The organism is Butyrivibrio sp. MC2013 (assembly GCF_000424585.1).
In the GTDB taxonomy this organism is placed as follows: domain Bacteria; phylum Bacillota; class Clostridia; order Lachnospirales; family Lachnospiraceae; genus Butyrivibrio.
The window spans coordinates 166,327-186,478 of record NZ_AUKE01000006.1; the positions used below are offsets into that span (position 1 = coordinate 166,327).

Annotated in this window: 15 protein-coding genes; 4 read left to right on the plus strand and 11 right to left on the minus strand. The window is 45.0% G+C overall.

The genetic code is table 11. From position 1 onward, the window contains the following. Positions 1-245: 245 nt before the first annotated feature. Together G636_RS0104410 and G636_RS0104415 are read left to right on the plus strand one after the other, a co-directional pair. Entirely contained in the window at positions 246-2,270 is a 2,025-nt protein-coding gene (locus G636_RS0104410) for a methyl-accepting chemotaxis protein (protein WP_051226514.1), read from the plus strand. A gap of 58 nt (positions 2,271-2,328) precedes the next feature. Further along, positions 2,329-3,327 (plus strand): substrate-binding domain-containing protein, encoded by a 999-nt coding sequence (locus G636_RS0104415; RefSeq protein ID WP_051226516.1) that lies wholly within the window; start codon positions 2,329-2,331, stop codon positions 3,325-3,327. A gap of 69 nt (positions 3,328-3,396) precedes the next feature. Here the strand turns inward: G636_RS0104415 and G636_RS0104420 are convergent, their stop codons facing one another. From G636_RS0104420 to G636_RS0104430, 3 genes are all read right to left on the minus strand, one after another. Next, positions 3,397-5,289: a DUF6044 family protein gene (locus G636_RS0104420; RefSeq protein WP_026507045.1), complete on the minus strand. Its 1,893-nt coding sequence runs from the start codon at positions 5,287-5,289 to the stop codon at positions 3,397-3,399. Positions 5,290-5,354: 65 nt separating this feature from the next. Next, a complete protein-coding gene (locus G636_RS0104425; RefSeq protein WP_026507046.1) occupies positions 5,355-6,356 on the minus strand; it encodes a radical SAM/SPASM domain-containing protein in 1,002 nt (333 codons plus the stop codon). A 79-nt stretch (positions 6,357-6,435) separates the two neighbouring features. Then, a complete protein-coding gene (locus G636_RS0104430; RefSeq protein ID WP_026507047.1) occupies positions 6,436-7,392 on the minus strand; it encodes a glycosyltransferase family 2 protein in 957 nt (318 codons plus the stop codon). Positions 7,393-7,910: 518 nt separating this feature from the next. On the opposite strand from G636_RS0104430, the gene G636_RS0104435 reads away from it, so the two are divergent. Next, positions 7,911-9,017, plus strand: a complete 1,107-nt coding sequence (locus G636_RS0104435; RefSeq protein WP_026507048.1) for a hypothetical protein — start codon at positions 7,911-7,913, stop codon at positions 9,015-9,017. Positions 9,018-9,109: 92 nt separating this feature from the next. Continuing rightward, on the plus strand, positions 9,110-10,306 hold the full coding sequence (gene pseC, locus G636_RS0104440) for a UDP-4-amino-4,6-dideoxy-N-acetyl-beta-L-altrosamine transaminase (RefSeq protein ID WP_026507049.1): 1,197 nt from the start codon (positions 9,110-9,112) through the stop codon (positions 10,304-10,306). A 161-nt stretch (positions 10,307-10,467) separates the two neighbouring features. Here the strand turns inward: pseC and G636_RS0104445 are convergent, their stop codons facing one another. The 8 genes from G636_RS0104445 to G636_RS0104480 all read right to left on the minus strand — a co-directional run bounded on the left by G636_RS0104445 (position 10,468) and on the right by G636_RS0104480 (position 20,119). Beyond that, on the minus strand, positions 10,468-12,582 hold the full coding sequence (locus tag G636_RS0104445; protein ID WP_026507050.1) for a DUF2142 domain-containing protein: 2,115 nt from the start codon (positions 12,580-12,582) through the stop codon (positions 10,468-10,470). Between the two features lie 91 nt (positions 12,583-12,673). After that, on the minus strand, positions 12,674-14,275 hold the full coding sequence (locus G636_RS0104450) for a glucosyltransferase domain-containing protein (protein ID WP_026507051.1): 1,602 nt from the start codon (positions 14,273-14,275) through the stop codon (positions 12,674-12,676). Beyond that, positions 14,272-15,537, minus strand: a complete 1,266-nt coding sequence (locus G636_RS0104455; protein ID WP_026507052.1) for a lipopolysaccharide biosynthesis protein — start codon at positions 15,535-15,537, stop codon at positions 14,272-14,274. The genes G636_RS0104450 and G636_RS0104455 overlap by 4 nt, the downstream gene beginning before the upstream one ends. Beyond that, positions 15,538-16,479, minus strand: a complete 942-nt coding sequence (locus tag G636_RS0104460; protein WP_026507053.1) for a glycosyltransferase family 2 protein — start codon at positions 16,477-16,479, stop codon at positions 15,538-15,540. 135 nt (positions 16,480-16,614) lie between these two features. Continuing rightward, complete coding sequence (locus tag G636_RS0104465) at positions 16,615-17,283, minus strand: acetyltransferase (protein ID WP_026507054.1); 669 nt, start codon at positions 17,281-17,283, stop codon at positions 16,615-16,617. 121 nt (positions 17,284-17,404) lie between these two features. After that, entirely contained in the window at positions 17,405-18,370 is a 966-nt protein-coding gene (locus G636_RS0104470; protein ID WP_026507055.1) for a hypothetical protein, read from the minus strand. Between the two features lie 181 nt (positions 18,371-18,551). Then, positions 18,552-18,929, minus strand: coding sequence for a hypothetical protein (locus G636_RS0104475; protein ID WP_155832318.1), 378 nt, complete (start codon positions 18,927-18,929; stop codon positions 18,552-18,554). 59 nt (positions 18,930-18,988) lie between these two features. Continuing rightward, positions 18,989-20,119, minus strand: a complete 1,131-nt coding sequence (locus G636_RS0104480) for an SLC13 family permease (protein WP_026507057.1) — start codon at positions 20,117-20,119, stop codon at positions 18,989-18,991. Between the last annotated feature and the right edge of the window lie 33 nt (positions 20,120-20,152).

Here is a 20,152-nt window from a genome sequence, read left to right on the forward strand (position 1 = left end):
CTATTCCGCGGCCCGTATCACATGGAGATATCGGGGTTTTTCTATTTATCCGATCATCTATTATCTTTCTATTTCAGGATATACCTGACAAAAACAGGTTATACTCCTGCCATTAAATTATTTTAATTTATAAAATTCTCTAATCCAATCCTCTTTTTCTCCGAAATATAGTAAAGGAGCGTTACATTTGCCCCTGTCAAAAAGTCAGACAAAGACATTAATAATATATACAGGAGATCATGATTATGAGTTCAAAAAAGGAGAAAAAAACAAAGTCTGTGATCACTTCTCTAAAGAAAAAGAACAAAAAGATCAGCAGAAAGCTCCTCATCTACATCATCCCCGTTATCATCGTAACGGTGCTGGTACTGGTCAATATTTCCGCATCCATAGCCAAAAACAAGATGCGTCAGATGGCAAGGGAGACCCTGGAATCCTCCATTTCCAATCAGGCTGATAATATCGAAGCCTGGCTGACGGAGAATCTGACCTACTTCCAGACAGCCAAGCATACCGTGGAAAGCGTAGGAGCTGATGAAGAACTGCTGGTACCTATTCTGGACTCCTTCTATGGCTATAACAGCAATGCCCCTGAGGGCTTCTATATCGGCACTACAGAGGGCAAGCTCTACAAAGCCACTGAGTCTACTATGGATGAGACCGATATCACAGGCAGTACCTGGTTCAAGCAGGGTCTCTCCCGTATAGCCATGGCTTACGGTACAGCTTATACCAACGATCAGGGCGAGACCGTTATAAGCGCCACAGGTATCCTGAATGACGGATCAGATGTCATCAAGGTCATGGGCGCTGATGTGACACTTAATAAGATCACTATCATCGTCAATTCCGGTGTCAAGATGTCAGGAGCAAGCTCATTTCTCGTAGATACCAACGATTACAGGATCCTGGCCCACAGAGATTCAGGCCTTGTTGGAACCACTCTGTCTGAAAGCAGTAGTGATGCCCTCCTTGCCGGCGCAGCTTCCTCCATCATAGGTGAGGATCTCAGCAGCAAAGAGATCAGCAGCAACATGGTAGCCTTTAAGGAAGTACCGGGCACAGACTGGGTGCTGGTATCTTATATCCCTACAGCTGTGATATTACAGGTAGTAACTCAGATGGGCGTCCTCCTCTTTATGGTAGGCGGCATTGCTATTATCCTGATCGTGATCATCGTACTGTTCGTGATCAGGAAGGTCATAGCTCCTCTGGGCAATATCTCAGGCAATATCTCTTCTATGACTGCCGGAGACTTCACTATCGAAGTAGATTCTTCCAGTGATGATGAGATAGGCATCATGGGCAGCAAGCTTTCGGAATTCGTAGCTTCCATGCGCAGCATGCTCTCCCACATCAGCGAGGAATCCGATAAGCTGGGCGGTGAATCCGACAACAGTGCCAGAGTATCCAAGATCATGTTTGATGCATCACAGGCCCAGTCAGAAGCCATGGATCAGCTCAATCAGACCGTTGACCAGCTGGCTACAGCTGTTAACGACATAGCTGCCAATGCTACCACCCTGGCTCAGGTTGTGGCTGATACCAGGGATAACAGTGACAAGGCTGGTGCCAGCATGAAGGAGACCGTAGAGATCTCCCAAAAGGGCCGTGAAGACATGGAGAAGGTAAGCCTTGCCATGAACGACATATCAAAGGCAAATGAGGAGCTGGTAGAATCCATCAACAAGGTAGGTCAGGCATCCGAAGAGATCACCAACATCGTAGGCATGATCGGTGAGATCGCTGAAGAGACCAACCTCCTGTCCCTGAACGCCAGCATTGAAGCTGCAAGGGCCGGAGATGCCGGCAAGGGCTTTGCTGTAGTTGCTACAGAGATAGGCAAGCTGGCACAGACTTCTGCAGATAGCGCCCAGAATATCTCGGCACTGATCAATGATGTCAGAGAGCTTATAGACAAGGTTGTAGGTGAGGCCAATGACAGTGCAGAGAGTATCAAAGCCAATTCTTCGCTGATCAACATAGCAGTGGAAACCTTTGACAAGATCTATGTCAACATCCAGGAATCCAATGGCCTCATAGATGCCATGCTGGAAGATGTTCAAAAGGTTGATGATGTAGCTACAAACGTAGCAGCCATATCAGAGGAACAGGCAGCCAGTGCTGATGAGATCCTGGCTACCAGCGAGAATATGGTCGAAATGGCCAAGAATATCACTCAGAGCAGCCAGGATGTAGCTGACAACTCTCACGAGCTGGCACAGACATCCCAGACTCTCACATCCTACGTTCAGAAATTCAAGATCTAAAGCTGGTAGCTGTGAGCCATTAAAAGTGATCATCTGTTCTATATAGGAGATATATACCATGTCGCACAATAATAATATCAAAAGAATACTAGCATTATTGACAGCTTCAAGCCTACTGCTCCTCTCCCTTTATGGCTGCGGAGCTTCATCCTCAGGAGGCACTGCTGACGGCTCAGGTGTCAAGGTCTTCTTCTCTACCCTGACCCTGGATGACTTCAAGGAACTGGTCATGAACTCAGTTGCAGATGCAGGAGCAAAGACCGGAGTCAAGGTCGATATCGGAGCGCCCTGTGCCACAGTTGATGAACAGGTAGCTCAAATAAAGGATGCGGTGAGCAAGGGCTACGATGCCATTATATGCAATCCTGTGGACACAGATACTGCCCTGCAGCTTGAGGTCACAGCAGGTGATACGCCTATCATCTTTACCAACTCCCAGCCTTCCAAGGAACACCTGACTCCCGATAAATACATCTATGTGGGAAGCTATGAGATAGATGCAGGTACCATGCAGGCCGAATATGTCTGGAACAAACTGGGAAATCCCGGAAGCCTCAACGTAGTGCTCTTCCAGGGCCAGCCCGGACACCCTGCTGCCATCAACAGGACCAAGGCTGTAAAGAATTATTTCAAAAAGAACGGAGTAAATGCCAACTTCGTATTCAACGATACTGCCTACTGGGATACCCAGAAGGCAGCCGACGAATTCAAGATATTCCTAAAGACAGGGCAGGATTATGACTGCGTCATTTGCAATAACGACTCTATGGCTCTGGGCGTAGTAGAAGCCATGAAGGATATGGGAATAGATCCTGCAGCGGTGCCTGTAGTAGGCATTGATGCAACAGTAGACGGATGTCAGTCCATCCTGGACGGCGAAATGCAGTTTAGCGTATATCAGTCAGCTATTGGCCAGGGAGCTGCCTGCATCGAAGCAGCAATAGCCCTTGCCAAAAAGGGAACTGTTAAGGACGTGGAATACGTCACAGACGATCTTACGTATGTATGGGTGCCCTTCTCTCCAGTTGATAAAGCAAATGCCGGCTCCATACACTGATAATTATCTGTTAATATGAAAAAGCGTTTCGGATGGCTTCTTATCATAGCTCATCCGAAACGCTATTTTTTAGTCTTCAGACTCTTTTGGCATATCCAGCCTCGAAAGCTCATATACATAGAGCTTATATGCAAGACCCTCATAATCTCCAACAAGTGTCAGTCCCACATCCTCTGTATTCGTGATCTCTATCCTGGAAAATACATATTTGCAGCCCAGATCGCACAGGGCATTATTATCAATATAGAGAGGCTCTGCACTGATACCTCCAAGGCTCCTGGTATACATAGGAATGGCTGCCTCAGTCCCGGAGTATAGGTAGCACCTGATACCCGAGTTGTCAAAGTAGGCTGCAGACTCAGGCATAAGCTCCAGTGCCGGTGCTATTACCTTTCTCCACTTATCCTTGTATTCCTGAGAATAAAAGCCCAGATAACCATCAAGAGTAGATATATCATTATATTCCAGCTGAGCAGGATAGAGGCCGTATGCCACTGCCTGCTCGCCTTCTGTATAATGGATATCGCTCTTTATCTTGTCAAAGAGCTCTGTATCATAGAATTCCCTGTAGCTAAGACTATCCGGTCCCTGTCCGTCATGACGACTGCGGTAATAGAGAGAGTGGAGCGTATAGTAGATATCGTTATACCTGGCCCCGGATCCAAAGGGGAGCATAGGCTCTGCAAGGACTGCAAACAAAGCGGCCACACCAAGAACAGCTGCAAGGAGTCTCATCCTGAGCTTCTCACTGCCTGATCTGTCCCTGCTGCCCGAGCTCATGGCGATCCTGCAAAGGACTATGCCAAAGGCCATATACCAGAGGAAGGGGTTGAAGAATACAGTCCTATTCCACTGCCATCCTGCAAGGGGTGGTATAAGGCGGTCAAAGAAAGCTCTAACAGGTCCCACGTAATAGAGACCATATACCGCGCTGTTAAATACCAGTCCCAGGATACTGAGATTGAAATAATCATGGAATATGCCCTTGGGATTACCATCTCTCATATATCCAATATTCAGTACAAAGAAATATATGATGCATACAGGCAGGATGATATACATATGTGCATCATCAGCATGCATCATGCCCCCTGCAAACACCTTAAGGCCTTCAAGAGTCGCCTGGAGAGGAGTCATGGTCGCTATCTTTATAGTAGACCTGATAGTCACCTCATCAGAAAAGAGCATCATACCAAAGAGCCTGTATTCACACAGAGCATAACCAATGGCGAGGATTATCATCGCCAGGAGATTAGTCCATGGAAACTCCTTACTGGATATCCAGAGGAAAAATATGGATAGAAAAATATATCCTATTATAAAAAGTCCAAAATATGAAAAATAAGATAAAACAGGGTAAAAGAAAATAAGAATAAACCAAACAAAATGCGGCTCTCTTCTCACTTTCCTGAGATAGAATATAAGGAGCGGCATTGATGCAAAGGCTATGCCAAATGTAGGAAAGAGATTTACTATCCCATATCCAAACGCTGCAAGGGCAGATGCTGCCATAAAAGCATGAGGGTCCTTGGGCTGGGGCCTGACGTAATAAACATGCTTTTTGGTCCATTTATCCAGGCCTTCATGCTCATATACATCATAGGCAAGGAGAAGACCTGAGCCTGTAGCTATCACTACCTTTAGAATATAACAGACAATATAGGCCTTGTAGGCGGGGAAGATCATATATACTATGCTGCCAAGGTAAAATTCCGAAGGCAGCACATTCCTGCTGATCCCATTTAGAAAATCCGTACCCGATTCCATGAGGAAGAAGGAATTATCATTCTTCATCATCATAAACTGGGGTATAAAGAGGTCAAGATTGTCATGAATGGCAATCATACTGTCCTCTCCCACCAGTAAAAAGAAAATGATCACAGCTATCAGAAATACAGCTATTAGAATGAGATACCAAAACTTCTTCAGAAAATCAATTATATTCTCTAATACGTAGGGCATAGCCTTCTCCGCCCCCCATTGGGCCAAATATCATATATATAGTTTATCTTGCTATCAGTAACCTTTTATTTTTCCTGGCCAAAGACCTTCATACGTTCCTGGCCTCCGATCCTGTGTGCGGCATCTTCGCCGTTTTCCAGGATAGCCTTGACCAGCTGCATTCTAAAGCCGGCATCTATAAAGTCACAGTGCTGACAGAACTTGTAATTCTGCCTGCCATCTGCGATCATACGTCTGACTTCCATGAGACGAGGATCCTCCCAGGCCTCCTTGACGCTGATCTTGTGAAGATCACCAAAGTCAGTCACTTCATAATTGTCACAGCAGCACAGGCCGGCCTTGCCGTTGGGCATGATCCACATATCTGTGAAGGGAAGAAGACAAGTCTCTTTGATCACCTTCTCAGTAGCCTTCTTATTGGGTGCGCTTCCTGCTCTGTTGGTCAATACCTCCTGCAGATATCTCATCTGTATCTGGATATCCAGATCTTCAAATTCTTCAGGATGTGCCTTTACATACCTAACTATCTTTTCAAGATTGGGATGAAGCTTCATCTCAAGGCTGTAATTGTTGATAATGAGCTGGTTTATATAAGGCTTTATCTCTTTGACCTTATCAATGGTCAGGAGCAGGCCATTGGTGGACATGAATATAAATGACTCAGGAAGCTTTTCCCTGGCATACTTGTGAAAGTCCACGATCCTTGTATCAAGCCAGGGCTCATTGTTGCCATAAAGTGTGAGATGTCCCTTATAGCCCCAGTCAGCCAGCTGATCGATGATGCTGTAATAAAGGTCATCTTCGATCTTCATAAGTGGCCTCTTCTCTGCATTTACATTGGCTGTACAGAAGGCACATGTGGAATTGCATCTGTTGATAGTCTCTATATTTACCACATTTGGCATAGGTATCTTATCGCCGCCCAGGAAATAATCCACATACTTCTTCTGAGCCCTGGACCTAGTCAGAAACTGGAGCTTCAGATAAGCACCGCTGGCAAGGTTAGGCATATATTTTCTGGCATTCCATCCAAGCTTTCCCATAAAACAATTGATCTTGATAGGCATGATAATTATTACTTCCTTCCTTTATTACATCAATGAATTATATATATCATTAAACAATATACGCTGGATACACAAGGCTTCAGCCTTTGGCTTCAGGCTCTTCCTGCATCCTGGTCTTCTTTCTCTGAAGAGAATTGAGATCCATTTCAAACTGCCTTCTTTTACCCAGTGCTATATTCTCCAGCACCAGACCGTTAAAAAAAGCCTGTACAGCTGACAGCATGGTGAAGCCGCATACCATCAGAGTAGGAAATCTGTTAACCATTCCGGTCTCCCAGTAATCTATAAAAACAGGAATGATAAATATAATCGCTAGAGCCGCCAAAGCCACAGCCAGGATGGTAAAGCACTGCAGCGGCCTGTAATCCCTATACAGCCTGAAAATGGTACGAAGCACCTTGAAACCATCGGAAAAGGTATTGAGCTTGGAAGTGGATCCTTCAGGTCTGTCCCTATACTGCACCACCACATTCTCGATCTGCATATTATTGGATACCGCATGAATGGTCATCTCGGTCTCGATCTCAAAGCCCTTGGACAGAACAGGAAAGGTCTTGACGAATTCATAACTGAATGCCCTAAAGCCTGTCATGATATCATTGACATTGCAATGAAACATAGCATTGATGGCTTTTCTGGTCATGGAATTGCCAAAGTTATGAAAGGGTCTCTTATTCTCCGTAAAATAGGTGGATGAAAGTCTGTCTCCCACTACCATATCAGCATTATGGCTTAACACCCTCTCTACCATCTCAGGAGCAGAACTCATGGGATAAGTATCATCTCCGTCCACCATCACATAGCAGGCAGCATCTATCTCGCGGAACATCCTGCGGATAACATTGCCCTTGCCCTGCATGTATTCGTTGCGAACTATGGCTCCCTCTGCCTCTGCTATCTCAGCCGTACGGTCAGATGAATTATTGTTATATACATATATGACCGCCTCAGGCAGTGCCTCCCTGGCCAGTCTGATAACACTGGCAATAGTCTTCTCTTCGTTATAGCAGGGTATCAGCACCGCTATCTTGTCCATAGACGCTTCCTTTCGCTGTTTTTGGTCCATAAGCCATATTATCTTACCACAATTGTCAACTTTTTCATAGTTTTGATAAAGCTGCTGCAGAAGGTTATTTTCCTCGTTCGCTGCACTACAAATGGTGTTTTACTATTATTCTTCCGCAGCCTTCCTTTCAATACGCCACACTCGAAAGAACTCACCGGGCTTTCAGCCCGGTTCAAACAGCTTTCTCGTGGGCGTTTTGAAGGCTGCGTATGAAGAATAAGTAAAAATCTCAATTCTTGGACAATGAATCCAAGAATTGAGACCATTTGTAGTGAATGCTCACTGCGGAAAATAACCTTCTGCAGCAGCGCATCATTTAATCATGGCAACAAAAATACAAAACACTATTTATAAATTAGAGTTACGCAAACAGCGCATTTGCAGTTAAGGCCAACAAACAATAACGCAAGAGCCCCTCGGTTTGCCCATTAACTGTATATGCGTTAGAATATGACGAAAGATTTATATACAGGGAGGACAATCACAGCATGAATAAACATATACTAAAGCCCCTCGCCCTGCTTCTAACAGGAGTCCTATTCCTTGGAGGATGTGCATCAGATACAGTAGTGACCATATCCAGGGAAGATACATCTGATAGCTCTATATCTGATAAAGGTCAGAATAACGAAGCTCCCAAAGATGGGAACGAACAATCTGCAGGTAATGAAGCCAACGCAAACAAGGACAATAATAGTGAGGGCGAGACCCAGACCGGTAGTGATGGCAATCCCGGAGAGTCCACTCCGGAAGCAGGAGAAGCAGCAAAAAGCGACTTATCAGAAATAGACAAAGATGATCTCCTCATAGTATTTCTAGGTGATGACCAGTTTGCTAATAAATCCGGCGAGGCCACTTCTGTTGCTGCCTATACCGCGGAGATGACAGGTGCTTATGTCCTAAATCTCTCATCCCCCGCAGCCAGGAGTGCAGAGCTGACAGATCCGGATCCTGCACTTCCGGGCAGTCTTTTTATCAATATCAGTGAGTATCTATCAGGTGATAAGGATGCATCTATATTTGAAGGGATGCCCGCGCAGGCTGCTGTTGCCGCTTCAATAGACCCTGCCCTGGTAGACTATTATGTGATCCAATACGGGACTGAAGACTTTATTTCCAATATCCCTCTTAGCGATGAACGAAGCTCATCCAGGACTGCCTTTCTAAATACCATAGAAAGCGGTATGGCAAATCTTCATAAGGCCAGTCCCGATGCACAGATCCTTGTATGCTCACCTGTTTTTGCTTATTTCTTTGATGATGACCAAAATGCACTGGGAAGCAGCAACGTCTATTGCAATAATTACGGCAGCCTTAGAGACTATGCCAATAGCGAGGTAGGTGCCACGAGCAGACTGGGCTATCTGTCAGCCAACTTTGCAGACAGCAGCTATATGGATATCAGCGATCTCACAGCCTCCAAATACCTGGAAGCTGACGGCAGACTCCTGACCAGGGCAGGGCGTCAGACCATGGCAGCTGTCATATCTCATATGATCCGTAAAGACATGGGCCTGGAAGGTGCTATAATAGACAAGGATGGACCATTCCTCATAGAAGACTATATGACAGATGAGGAAAAAGCTCTTAAATAATCCCATAATGTGACGCTGCCCCAAAAGTCTCATTAGACAATAGACAAGCAGATCATTATTAGAGATCAATATGACGATTCCGGAGGTTAATTATGGAAAAACCAGCAATTGCAGGCGGAAGTCCCGTCCGCGAACAGAAGATCTATTACGGAAGACAATGGGTAAGTCAGGAAGATGTGGATGAAGTTGACAAGACTCTCCTTAGCCCCTATCTCACCTGCGGCCCCAAAGTAGAAGAAGCCGAGAAGAAGCTTTGCGAATATACAGGTGCCAAATATGCAGTACTGGTCAACAGCTGTACTTCAGCCCTGCACATAGCAGCCCTTGCAGCAGGCATGGGAGAAGGAGACGAGCTTATCACCACACCTCTTACCTTTATGGCATCAGCCAACTGCGCGCTCTACTGCGGCGGACGCCCTGTATTTGCAGATGTAGATCCGGAGACTTACAACATCGATCCTGATTCTATCAAGGCCCATATCACCGACAAAACAAAGGCCGTAGTAGCCGTAGACTATACAGGTCAGGTTGTGGATGTAGATCGCATCAGTGCCATCTGTAAGGAGCATGGCCTTGTATTTATCGAGGATGCAGCCCATTCCATCGGCTCTAGCTTTAAAGGCAGGATGGTAGGCTCTCTGGCAGATATGACCTGCCTCTCCTTCCACCCCGTCAAGACCATCACCAGCGGCGAAGGCGGCGCTGTCCTTACTAACAGCAAGGAATACTATGAAAAGCTCCTCCTCCTTCGTTCCCACGGAATGGAGCACGATCCGGACAAGATGCTGGAAGGCCCTCACGAAGGCCCCTGGTACTACGAGCAGCAGCTCCTGGGCTTTAACTATCGTATCACAGATATCCAGGCATCTCTCCTTATCAGCCAGCTGGGCAAGATTGACAACTTTGTCTCCAGAAGAAAAGAGATCGTAGCCCGTTATGACAAGGCCTTCTCACAGATCCCTGAACTCATCGTACAAAAGAACGATCCCAGATCTGACACTTCCAGGCACCTCTATCTGCTGAGACTAAATCTCGATAAGCTGACCTGCACAAGGCGCCAGTTCTACGATGCAATGAGTGCAGAAGGCATCCAGTGCCAGATCCACTATGTTCCTGTATATTGGTTCCCTTATTACAAGAGCCTGGGCTATACAGAGGGTCTGTGTCCAAATGCCGAAGCCATATACAAGGGCATCATGAGCATCCCGCTCTATCCTGCTATGACAGACAGCGATGTGGATGATGTCATTGCAGCGGTGAGAAAGCTTGTAGACTATTACAGGAAATAAGCTCAATCTCTTGCTGTTACTAACTAAACACATAGAATTTTGGACAAAGATCCCGAAATCAAATATAAATAAATCCATTATAAAACCCCGGCCGGCAATTTATCAGATAGTCACTGCCTAGCAGTAGAGACCTAATAAATTGCCGGCCGGGTTTTAAATCACTACAGGATCACAAAGGAATAAATATCCACTATAGCCAGCAGTGCTATAAAGACGCGCACCATATCCGCCAGTACCATCATCCCTTTCCTCTTTTCCATGCGTACTGCATCCATAAGGGGCAGGGGGTGATCAGTAAACTGTGCCGCAAATATACCAAGGGGAACTACAAAGGGTATCAGATACCTTCCCTGTACTCCTCTGATAATATATTCTCCTGTCTCGGTCCAGCTGGCATATATAGAGCCTTCAACCAATAGGAAGCCTGCCAGGATGACCAGGCCGCTCACCAGGAGCACTCTCATATTCTTAAGCCCTGCAGGGAGCCTTAGTGCTCCTATAGCAAATCCCAGCATCAGAGCTATCGTCACAGTGATAAAGGGAAGTGTCCTGATATCCAGCGCTCCAAGATAATCCCCCGACATAGCCATAAACCAGCCGCCCAGGTACTCAACTGTGGTTCTGATCACAGTCATGATAGTATCCGGTACATGTGTCAGTACGTATTTTACCTGGTCTGCAGGATTCATATTTTCCCCAAATGCCACATAAGCTCTGCCAAAGAGGACATTGGCGATCATAGATATAGTTAGAGGCAGTACATATAGCAGTGAAATATCTATGAGCTTGTCCTTATAATATGCCTTACGAGCCTCCTTAGATGAGCTTGCCAAAGTCTTATTTCCCGGTATCATGAGGATCAGGAATATAAAGACAAAATATACCAGCTTGCACAGGCTGATCATGATGCCCATAATAGACAGCCTGATCACTCTCTTTCTGTCAAGAGAAGCACCCTCAGCCGCCAGTCTGAATATATAAGCCATAAAGAGAAAGGAAAGTGAATTGGTAAGGCTGTCACCGGTGATACATGCCGCTTCCTGCAATGCCATAGGCATAAGCATCACGGTAAATAACAGCTCTCTGCCTGCAGGAATTATCCTAAGAGCCAGCATGCTCAGCACCGTAGCTGTAATAAAGCCTGCAACCCTGCATGCATAGAAGATGACCATGACCCTGTCTGTAAAGAGAGCGGTCAGCCTGATAGCGATCATATATGGCAGATAGCAGGCAGGAGAATAAATGGCTGTATTTTGGAAATAAACCTCTGCCACATTATCAAAATCTATCCTGGCTCCGGGATCTGCAAACTGAGTGACCGCAAAAGGAAGCACTCCTCCCGAATTAGGAGGATTGTCAAAGACAGCAGAGAATATCTGCCCATAGGAAGCCTGATATGCCCTGTAGAAATGGCTGGCTTCGTCTGCTGCAGCACCTGCAGGCACTGCAATGATAAAGGCTATGCCCAGACTGATAAATATAAATGCCCTTATAAAGCCTCTGTATGAAGCAGCAAAGGTATCCAGCATTGCTGCGATAAAATATGCAGCGATCAGAAAAGCTCCAAGATAAAGAGCACCTGATGATTCTATATTATGATCTGTAAGATACTGTACATAAGCCAGAAGCAGTATAAAGAATACTGCCAGCATGGATATCTGCCTGGTAAATACAGGTCCTTCTTTGCCTCTGATAAGGAGCCAAATCACAACTGCTCCAAGAAGGACTATTAGGATTTTCTCAAGACCAATGACGAGAGGTAGCTGATCCGCATAGGGCTCTACTCCCTCATAATGCAGGCTCACTGCAGGCTCCGCAGTGTCCCTCAGGCAATAAATGCCCAGCATAGCGTCAGGCTCTGTGATATTCTCGGGAGCTATGATCAGCTGATAGGACGCTCCCTTTGTCAGAGCTGTATCCACAGGGATCTCATAGATATTATGAGCTTTCTCTCCCTTCTTTACAGGGATATGCTCATCCAGGATGATCTCTCCATTTGTATCAAAGATATATGCCCTGAAGGAAGCATTATCCCCCAGCTCATTTCTGATGATCAGACGCAGGTGTATGGACTTCGTTTCCTCACGGACAGGACTGATCACTCGGCTGGCATAGTCACCTTCTTCCATGTAGTAATAGCTATATGCATCATCCTCCATGAGAAGCCGGTTGTCCTTATCGACATATGCCGTCTTCCAGACACCTGTTACTATCAAAAGTGCTGCTATGGCTACCAATACTACAGCTATTATGCGTCCTATACCTATTTTCTTCATGGTCCCCCCGTAATATATAAGTCCCCTGTTTTACATATCTCCCATTTATATAGATCATTCATTCGCCGGATTCACCCAGCAGATATCTGCCTTAGTCACCTACCTTGATGACCCAGATGTCGTCTATCTTGCCCACGCAGTTGGCTCCGGGATAAATGTCCAGTGCCTTAAAGCTCTCACTAGCCTTGATAGCCTCTGTCTCATCCTTGGTCACTGTATTGCCTCCCGATGTCACTCCCAGATATATCCTGAGGAAGTTGGTCCTGACGCCTTCTGTCATCAGGCCCTTCTCATCAGTGACGCCATCCACGCTTACCATGCGGTAATAGTCCATACCATCAAAATCGATCCCCTTTAGATCCTCGGGTATGGAGCCTGCCACAACTACGCGTTCTCCCAGCGTGTAGCCGGCCTCCTCCAGTCTCACCACCAGCCTGTCATAATATGCATACACTCTCTCATAGGCTATATGCATACGAAAATAGCTCTCATTATCAATCTTGTAGCTACACAAACTGACTACTGTCATCACTATTGCAACAGCTGCTGCAAGTATCCTGGTCATCTTGTCACCTGCTACAGATGATAGCTGCTCAATAAGTGCAAGGAGCATCACATATACCAGCACATAGCTGTAAGTCATGACTGTGGAAGCATCCTCCACTGTATATGCCATGACATAGAAGAGGCCAAGTGCCAGAGGAAGTATAGCCACAGACAGGATATTGAGAAGCATATGACCTTTGCATTTTCTGACGCAGATCAGATAGACCACTATGAGAAGCAGTATCACTGCTATATTTGCTATATGATAGAGGCTGCTCATAAAGGGCAGGGGCCTGGTAACAAAATACTGCAATATCCTGTGATATGCCCTTGCTACCACGATAGGTATCTGGCTAAGAGGCAGCTCTCCCATCTTGTCAGAGCCTCTGTAGTCTTCCAGCTCCCAGCCTGAGAGCTTTACCAGAATCAGATATGATAACACGCCCAGTCCCAGAGCCAAAAGATGCCTGACTCCTATTATGATATATCTGCCTGCAGGGCTAGTATGCTTTTCTTTATGTGCCTGGAATTTAGAAGTTTCTGTCCCGGACAGATCTGAAAAGCTCCCAATACCAAAGAGAGAGTCCACTATCATGCTCATCAGCATAAGGCTGGCAGCAAATGCAAAGAATGCCTGGTAGATACCCATGGCAAAAAAGATAAGCACTGCGCCCATCAGCCATCCAAAGCGGTATTTCCTGCTAAAATACACTGCCAGTACTACAAGAAGCAGAGCCACTCCCGTATTGGCCGCCATGAACATATAAGTCATAAAGCTGGCCACAGAGGGAAATACCACCATCAGTATCCCCGTAAAGGCAGAAGCAGTAGCCGAACGGATACTAAGTATATTCACCACCAGGGCTGCACTGACTGCCAAAAGTATGATACAGAACATACCATGTACATATGGAGCACTGTACTCTGCAAAGAAATTGTGTACAGGAGTGACCAGCCACCTGCCCATGGTAGTACTGGTGCCGCCGCTGTTAAAGGCAGCGCAGTCATCCCAGTTAGGGTACTTATTGGTCAGCATATACAGGTGAGTCACTATGCCGCTTATGATCCCTGCCAAAAATGCAATCCATGCATTACGGGGAATCCTTTTAAAAATCATGGGTAACAGATCGTATTCTTTTGTTTTCATAAATGCCTCTTAATAAATATGTTCAAAACTATAGCTCCCATGAGCATAAGAGCCAGGAGAAGGTTGCATACAAGATACTGATACACAGCACCGTCAAGGCCAAGTGCAGGGACCAGAATGCCGCCTGATAATACGCATATAATAGCAGCCAAGCCATATGATACAGCAATGGCCGTAGTCTTTGTCATGGAAGTGAGTACAGCGCTCCCAAAGCTGGCCAGGGCATAAAATGAACCGCCCATAAGCAGCAGGATAAACTCTCTTCTATAAGGACCAAGGTCTGTATGATAAAAAACAGAGAGCACCGGTATCCCTATAAGGCTTCCTGCCAGTACGATCACAACTCCCATGGCTATGACCATTAGGACAAGCCTGAACACGAGAGAGCCAAAGGCCCTTCGGTCATCTATGTACAAGCCCGCAAGCCTGCCAAGAACCGGCCTGTAGACTGAATTCGCCAGTATCAGTATCACAAAGGAAGGCATGATCAGATATCCGAATATGGCCTGGGATGCATCGTCCATATATAGGTCTATGCTGTATTTGGGAGCATTGCCCACATAATTGCCCACGACTCCCGCCAGGGCAAGAGGAGCACATGCTATGAGTATCCCCCTGATGCCTGATAGGCCCGGCATGGATATCTTCTCTCCCATAAAGGGATAGGTCAGTCCCAGGAAGATGGCCGTTGCCAGATAACTGAATATGGTCACAACAAGGAGTATTGTAACAAGTCTCATGCCAGTGAAGGTCAGAATGCAGAATAATGCTGTAGAAAGAGACAGACGCAGGGCATATATACCTGCAGCCAGTGTGAGATAGCCCTTTTTCTGGTACATACCAAAAAAGACATCCTCCAGCATGCTGTCATTCTTCCACAGACAGATAAGGATTATAGCCACCATCTTGTACGGGCCGTAATCCCCGCTCCTGAATATTAGGTAAAGGGCCAAAAGGAGAAAGCTTACTGCCATGGTCAGGAGCCTTGTATGAAAGTAATCATTAAAGCTATATCTGTCTTTGCTGTCACTGACCTGGTAATTTCTCACGCCGTACATGGTCATGACGCCGATTATGGTAGAGAGTGCATAACCTATAGAGAATATCCCTGCATCCGTCCCTGACATGGAAGCAGATATGAAGATCAGAATAAGCGCAGACTGAGCAGCACTGATGCCCTCAGCAATGAGATTGGTCATAAAATCCCTGCGCAGGCTATGTTTCTTTACTATTCGCCCCAGCAGGGCAGTATTTCCACTCATTTATCTGTCTTCCTCAAATCCTTTTTTCTCCCTGACTATATACTGGGGCTTCTTGCTGGTACACATATACTGCCTGCCGATATACTCTCCAACTTCGCCTATGCAAAAGAGTATGATGCCACCAATAAAGGCGATAAAGGCTATAGTGGAGCTGTAGCCCGCTTGTATAGCGGGATTGAGGATCTTTCTGATGATAGTCACTATTGCAAAGAGTATGCCAAGTGCCGCAAATATAAATCCGCTGGCTGTGGCAAATCTAAGAGGCAATATGGAAAAAGAGGTAAAGCCGTTAAACCATAGTCCCAAAAGCTTTTTAAGAGTATAGCCGCTGGATCCTGCTGCCCTCTTTCTCTGCTCTGCAGGGAGATTTACAGCATTGTGTGTGATACGGAATATCAGCCCTGAAATATATGGATAAGGACCATCGTATCTGACCATATTCTCAGCCACATAAGCCCTCATGCAAAAGAAGCTGGCTGTCTCCACACCCTTGGGCTTTTCTGTGAGTATCCTGGCCATATGGGCATTGATCCTGGAGGTAAAATTCCTAAAGCCGTTTTGCTGTACCTTATTGTACTTGGCAAATACAACATCTGCTCCGTCATCTATAGCCCTGATAAAATTAGGGATTTCTTCAACAGGAGCCTGCCCGTCATCATCCATGCAAAAGACGTAATCTCCGCTTATCTCCTTAAGACCTGCCAGTATAGCAGATGCCTGGCCAAAGTTTTTGGAAAAGCCTATAGCTTTTACCTTGGGATCTTCAGCTGCAAGGTTGCTGATAGTCTGCCAGGTGCCATCTCCGGAACCGTCATCTACCAGGATGACCTCATGATCCATTTCAAGGCTGCTCTCTGATACTACTTTAGATATTTCATTTACTACATTACCTATGGTATCTACGCATTTATAACAGGGTATTACAAATGATATCTTCTTCATAATCTATGTCTATCTACTTTCTGTATATTATTAATACTGCCAGCTAAATGCTTACAGCTTATGAGCTACGCTTGCAAACAGTAATGTCACCCCAGGAAAAAATCATCTCTCCTGTATGTACGACCTAGGCGAAAATCATCTCTCCAATATGTACGACCTGGGAGGTACTATAGTCTGACCCGACTCTGTATCATGCCTGACATATGCAGCTGCTCCCACAAAGGTCCTGTCAGCCACTGTTATCCTGTTCTTTAGCACGCTTCCGGCTCCGATATAGCAATGGTCACCTATGGAAGCATAACCGCAAAAGGTGGCATTGGGTGCAATATTGCTAAAACTACCAATGTGATTATTGTGAGGAAATACCGCCCCCGGCCATACTATATTGCAATCTCCGATATGGCTGTCATAGCCTATGGAAACATTCTGCATGATGATATTGCCATGTCCTATCTCTTCGAGATAATCTGTATCACAGTCAATTATATTGGGAAATTCATAGCCCATTTCCAAAAGATGACTAAACTTCTCCCTCCTGATATCAAACATAGGGCTTCCGATAAAGCCCAAAACAGCACCGCATTCTCCCTGGGGACATATCTCTATCATCCTGGAAGTAGGTATAACCCTCTCTCCCATAAAGAGCGGTGCCTTGGGATCATAGTACTCGTCGTCCACGCAAAACGCCCTGACTGCCCCATTATTCCTTTGGATCATCTGATATACTATAGCGGCAAAATCACCTGTACCGACTATTACAAGTTCTTTGCCATATGCAGAATCTTTAGCAAATCCTTTAGACATTTTCTCTCCCCATAAAAGCCCATCCACTCCACTTTTGCATTATCTCATTCTTTAAGATAAATGTCATCTGCGAAGCTTGTCCAACCAGTTTCACATAAGAAAGCAGGGGACTGTATCTATCCTATATAAGCTCCCGTATGATTGAAATGATACTATGCATATCCTCTTCATCATATCTCTGGTCCACAGGAAGATTCAGAGTATATTTGGACAGGAAGTATTCATCCGTACCCTCATATGCCTTATCCAGGGTATCCTCCCACAGGGTAGGTACAAATACTCCTTTGGACACAAGCTCTTTTTTTATATCCTTTCCGATATTTAGTGGATAAAGATAGGGAACGGCCTTATCATCCATTGTCAGCTTTAGGAGGTTATCGTTCCCAAAAGCCTCATCAAGGATGCGATAATTATTCCTTCGCGCATCCCTTATCCTCTCGTAATCAATTGCCTTTACCAGCTGCCTGGTGAGTGCAGATGCGGATAATCTGTCTGATGCTATTATCTCATCCACTTCTTTCTTGCGTTGATACCATGGACCTGTCCCGGAAGTCCTGCTTCCTATCAGGTAATCCGCTATATCCAGCCCCGGATGACAGGGAAGATCATAAGCCTCCAGCTTCCACCCCAGGACAAAAGCTCCATCGGGCACGCCAAAGAACTTCTTATAAGCATAGAAGTTAAGTACATTATCCTTAAACACAGGCTCTTCATAAAAGGCCTGACAGTTATCTATAATAAGCTTCATCCCGCTGTCCTTATACTCATCAATGTTACGTCTGCACAGGCCGTAATAATTGACGATAAGAGCAGCATCCTCATCTCCTATTTCTGATACCGGCAGCTCTATAGTCAGGTCTTTTCTCACGTGATAATAAGATACCTGAACACCGCTTCTCTCAATATATGCCTTGGTTGATGGACAAAAGAACCTTGGAAGAAACAGCCTCTTTATCCCAAGCTGCTGTATACAATAATAAACTGCAGTCTTACCGCTATTGTAATACTGCTTCTGATCACTGCTATAATCATGGTATTCATTTCCCGTCAATTCTTCAAAGGGAAGAAATCCACCAAATGTTTTCATAACTTCTCCGATTAACTAAATATGGTATATATGACATAAAATTATGAAATCAAAGTCCTTACAAATCAAACAATATGATTGTAGCACAGATTGTGCAGTATCCAAAGACGCCACACAAAATAATAAGGTCTAACGAATTGATTCCTAGCCAATTCATTAGACCTGCTTTTAACACTATGATCTATCGCTCTATACCATTAATGATCAAAGAATAACTACCATATCCGTTATAAAGAATACTCTTATAGTATTCAATCTTTTCCGAAGAAGGCTCCTCTGTGGTCTCTAGGCTTAAAACGACCTCATACTCATCATTTTCTTCATTATAATTTACATCTGCTTCAGCAAAAGAAACAAGTTCATCTGACTCAAACATCTCTTTCACACTCTTTGCTGTATAGCTTGCAAATTGCTGCGTATGCTCTGTAGAATCATTGGCCGATTCTGAAATATTATAATTCTCAGCAACAAGACGACTCTTAAACATATAAACAGTAATTCCCAGAACAGCTAATAGCACTACAATACAGAGTATTCCATATCGTTTTTTAATTTTCATAATACCCCCTGGTATATTAATAATATACTATTAGTAGTATTATAACACACAATTGGTATTTATCGGATAGAAAACACCATACTGAGAATCACTAAAGCTGCCAAGAATACTATGTTTATCACAGTAAAGACCAAAAGATATCTGCCTGTCTTGTCCTTATAAGCCTTACTATATGCCTTAAAGGAGATGAGGCTGGCCATGGATGCTATTAAACTACCCAGCCCGCCAACATTTACTCCCACTAAAAGTGCCTTGTAATTCTCAGTAAATCCTGACAGCATCAGGGTAGCAGGCACGTTACTGATAAACTGGCTGGCCACTATGGAAATAGCAAACTCCCTGCCAGATACAATGCTTTTTAAGAAGTCGCTCACAAAAGCAATCTTTCCCATATTGCCGGTAAAGATAAAGAATCCAACAAAGGTCAAAAGCAGGATATAATCTGCCTGCAAGAGGATCTTATAATCCATGCCTCCTACAATAACCAGGACTATGAGGGCCATGACTTGCCAGGGCACCACCCTTATAACAGAAAGCAGCGCAATTAAAAACAAAAGCGCATATATAGCTATCTGAACAGGACTGCCAAAGCGGACTGTAAGTTCAGATCTACCCGCCCTGCTAAGAGCCCTAGTGCGTCCAGGGATCAGAAGCAGTGCTGCTGCAAGGAGAAGTGCGGATACGACACTGTATGGGAGCATGGTCATGATAAACTCAGCTATACCCATACCCGTTACTCCGTACAGATAGAGATTCTGGGGATTGCCAATGGGAGTAAGCATACTGCCCAGATTGGCTGCAACAGTCTGTAATACTACCACAGGGATCATCATATCCTCTCTGCCGCAGTCTCTCAGTATCATAAGTGCAAAGGGGACAAATGTGATAAGAGCCACATCGTTGGTGATAAACATACTGCCTATAAAGCAGATAAAAACAAGCACCGCCGCCAGCTGCCCGCCGCTATGCACCTTACTCATCAGATAGCTTCCTATCTTCTCAAATACGCTATTTTCTTTAAAGCCCTGTATGATCACCATTAGGCCCCAGAGTATACCCAGCGACCTGAAATCTATATAATCCATATATGCACTGCCGGGCTTTACCCAAAAGGCAGAAATGACAGCCAGTATCCAGGCTATAAGGAGTACCTTGTCAGCCTTGATGATCTTTTTAATTATATTATTCATTATCTTTTAAATCTTAATTTGCTTAATATTATG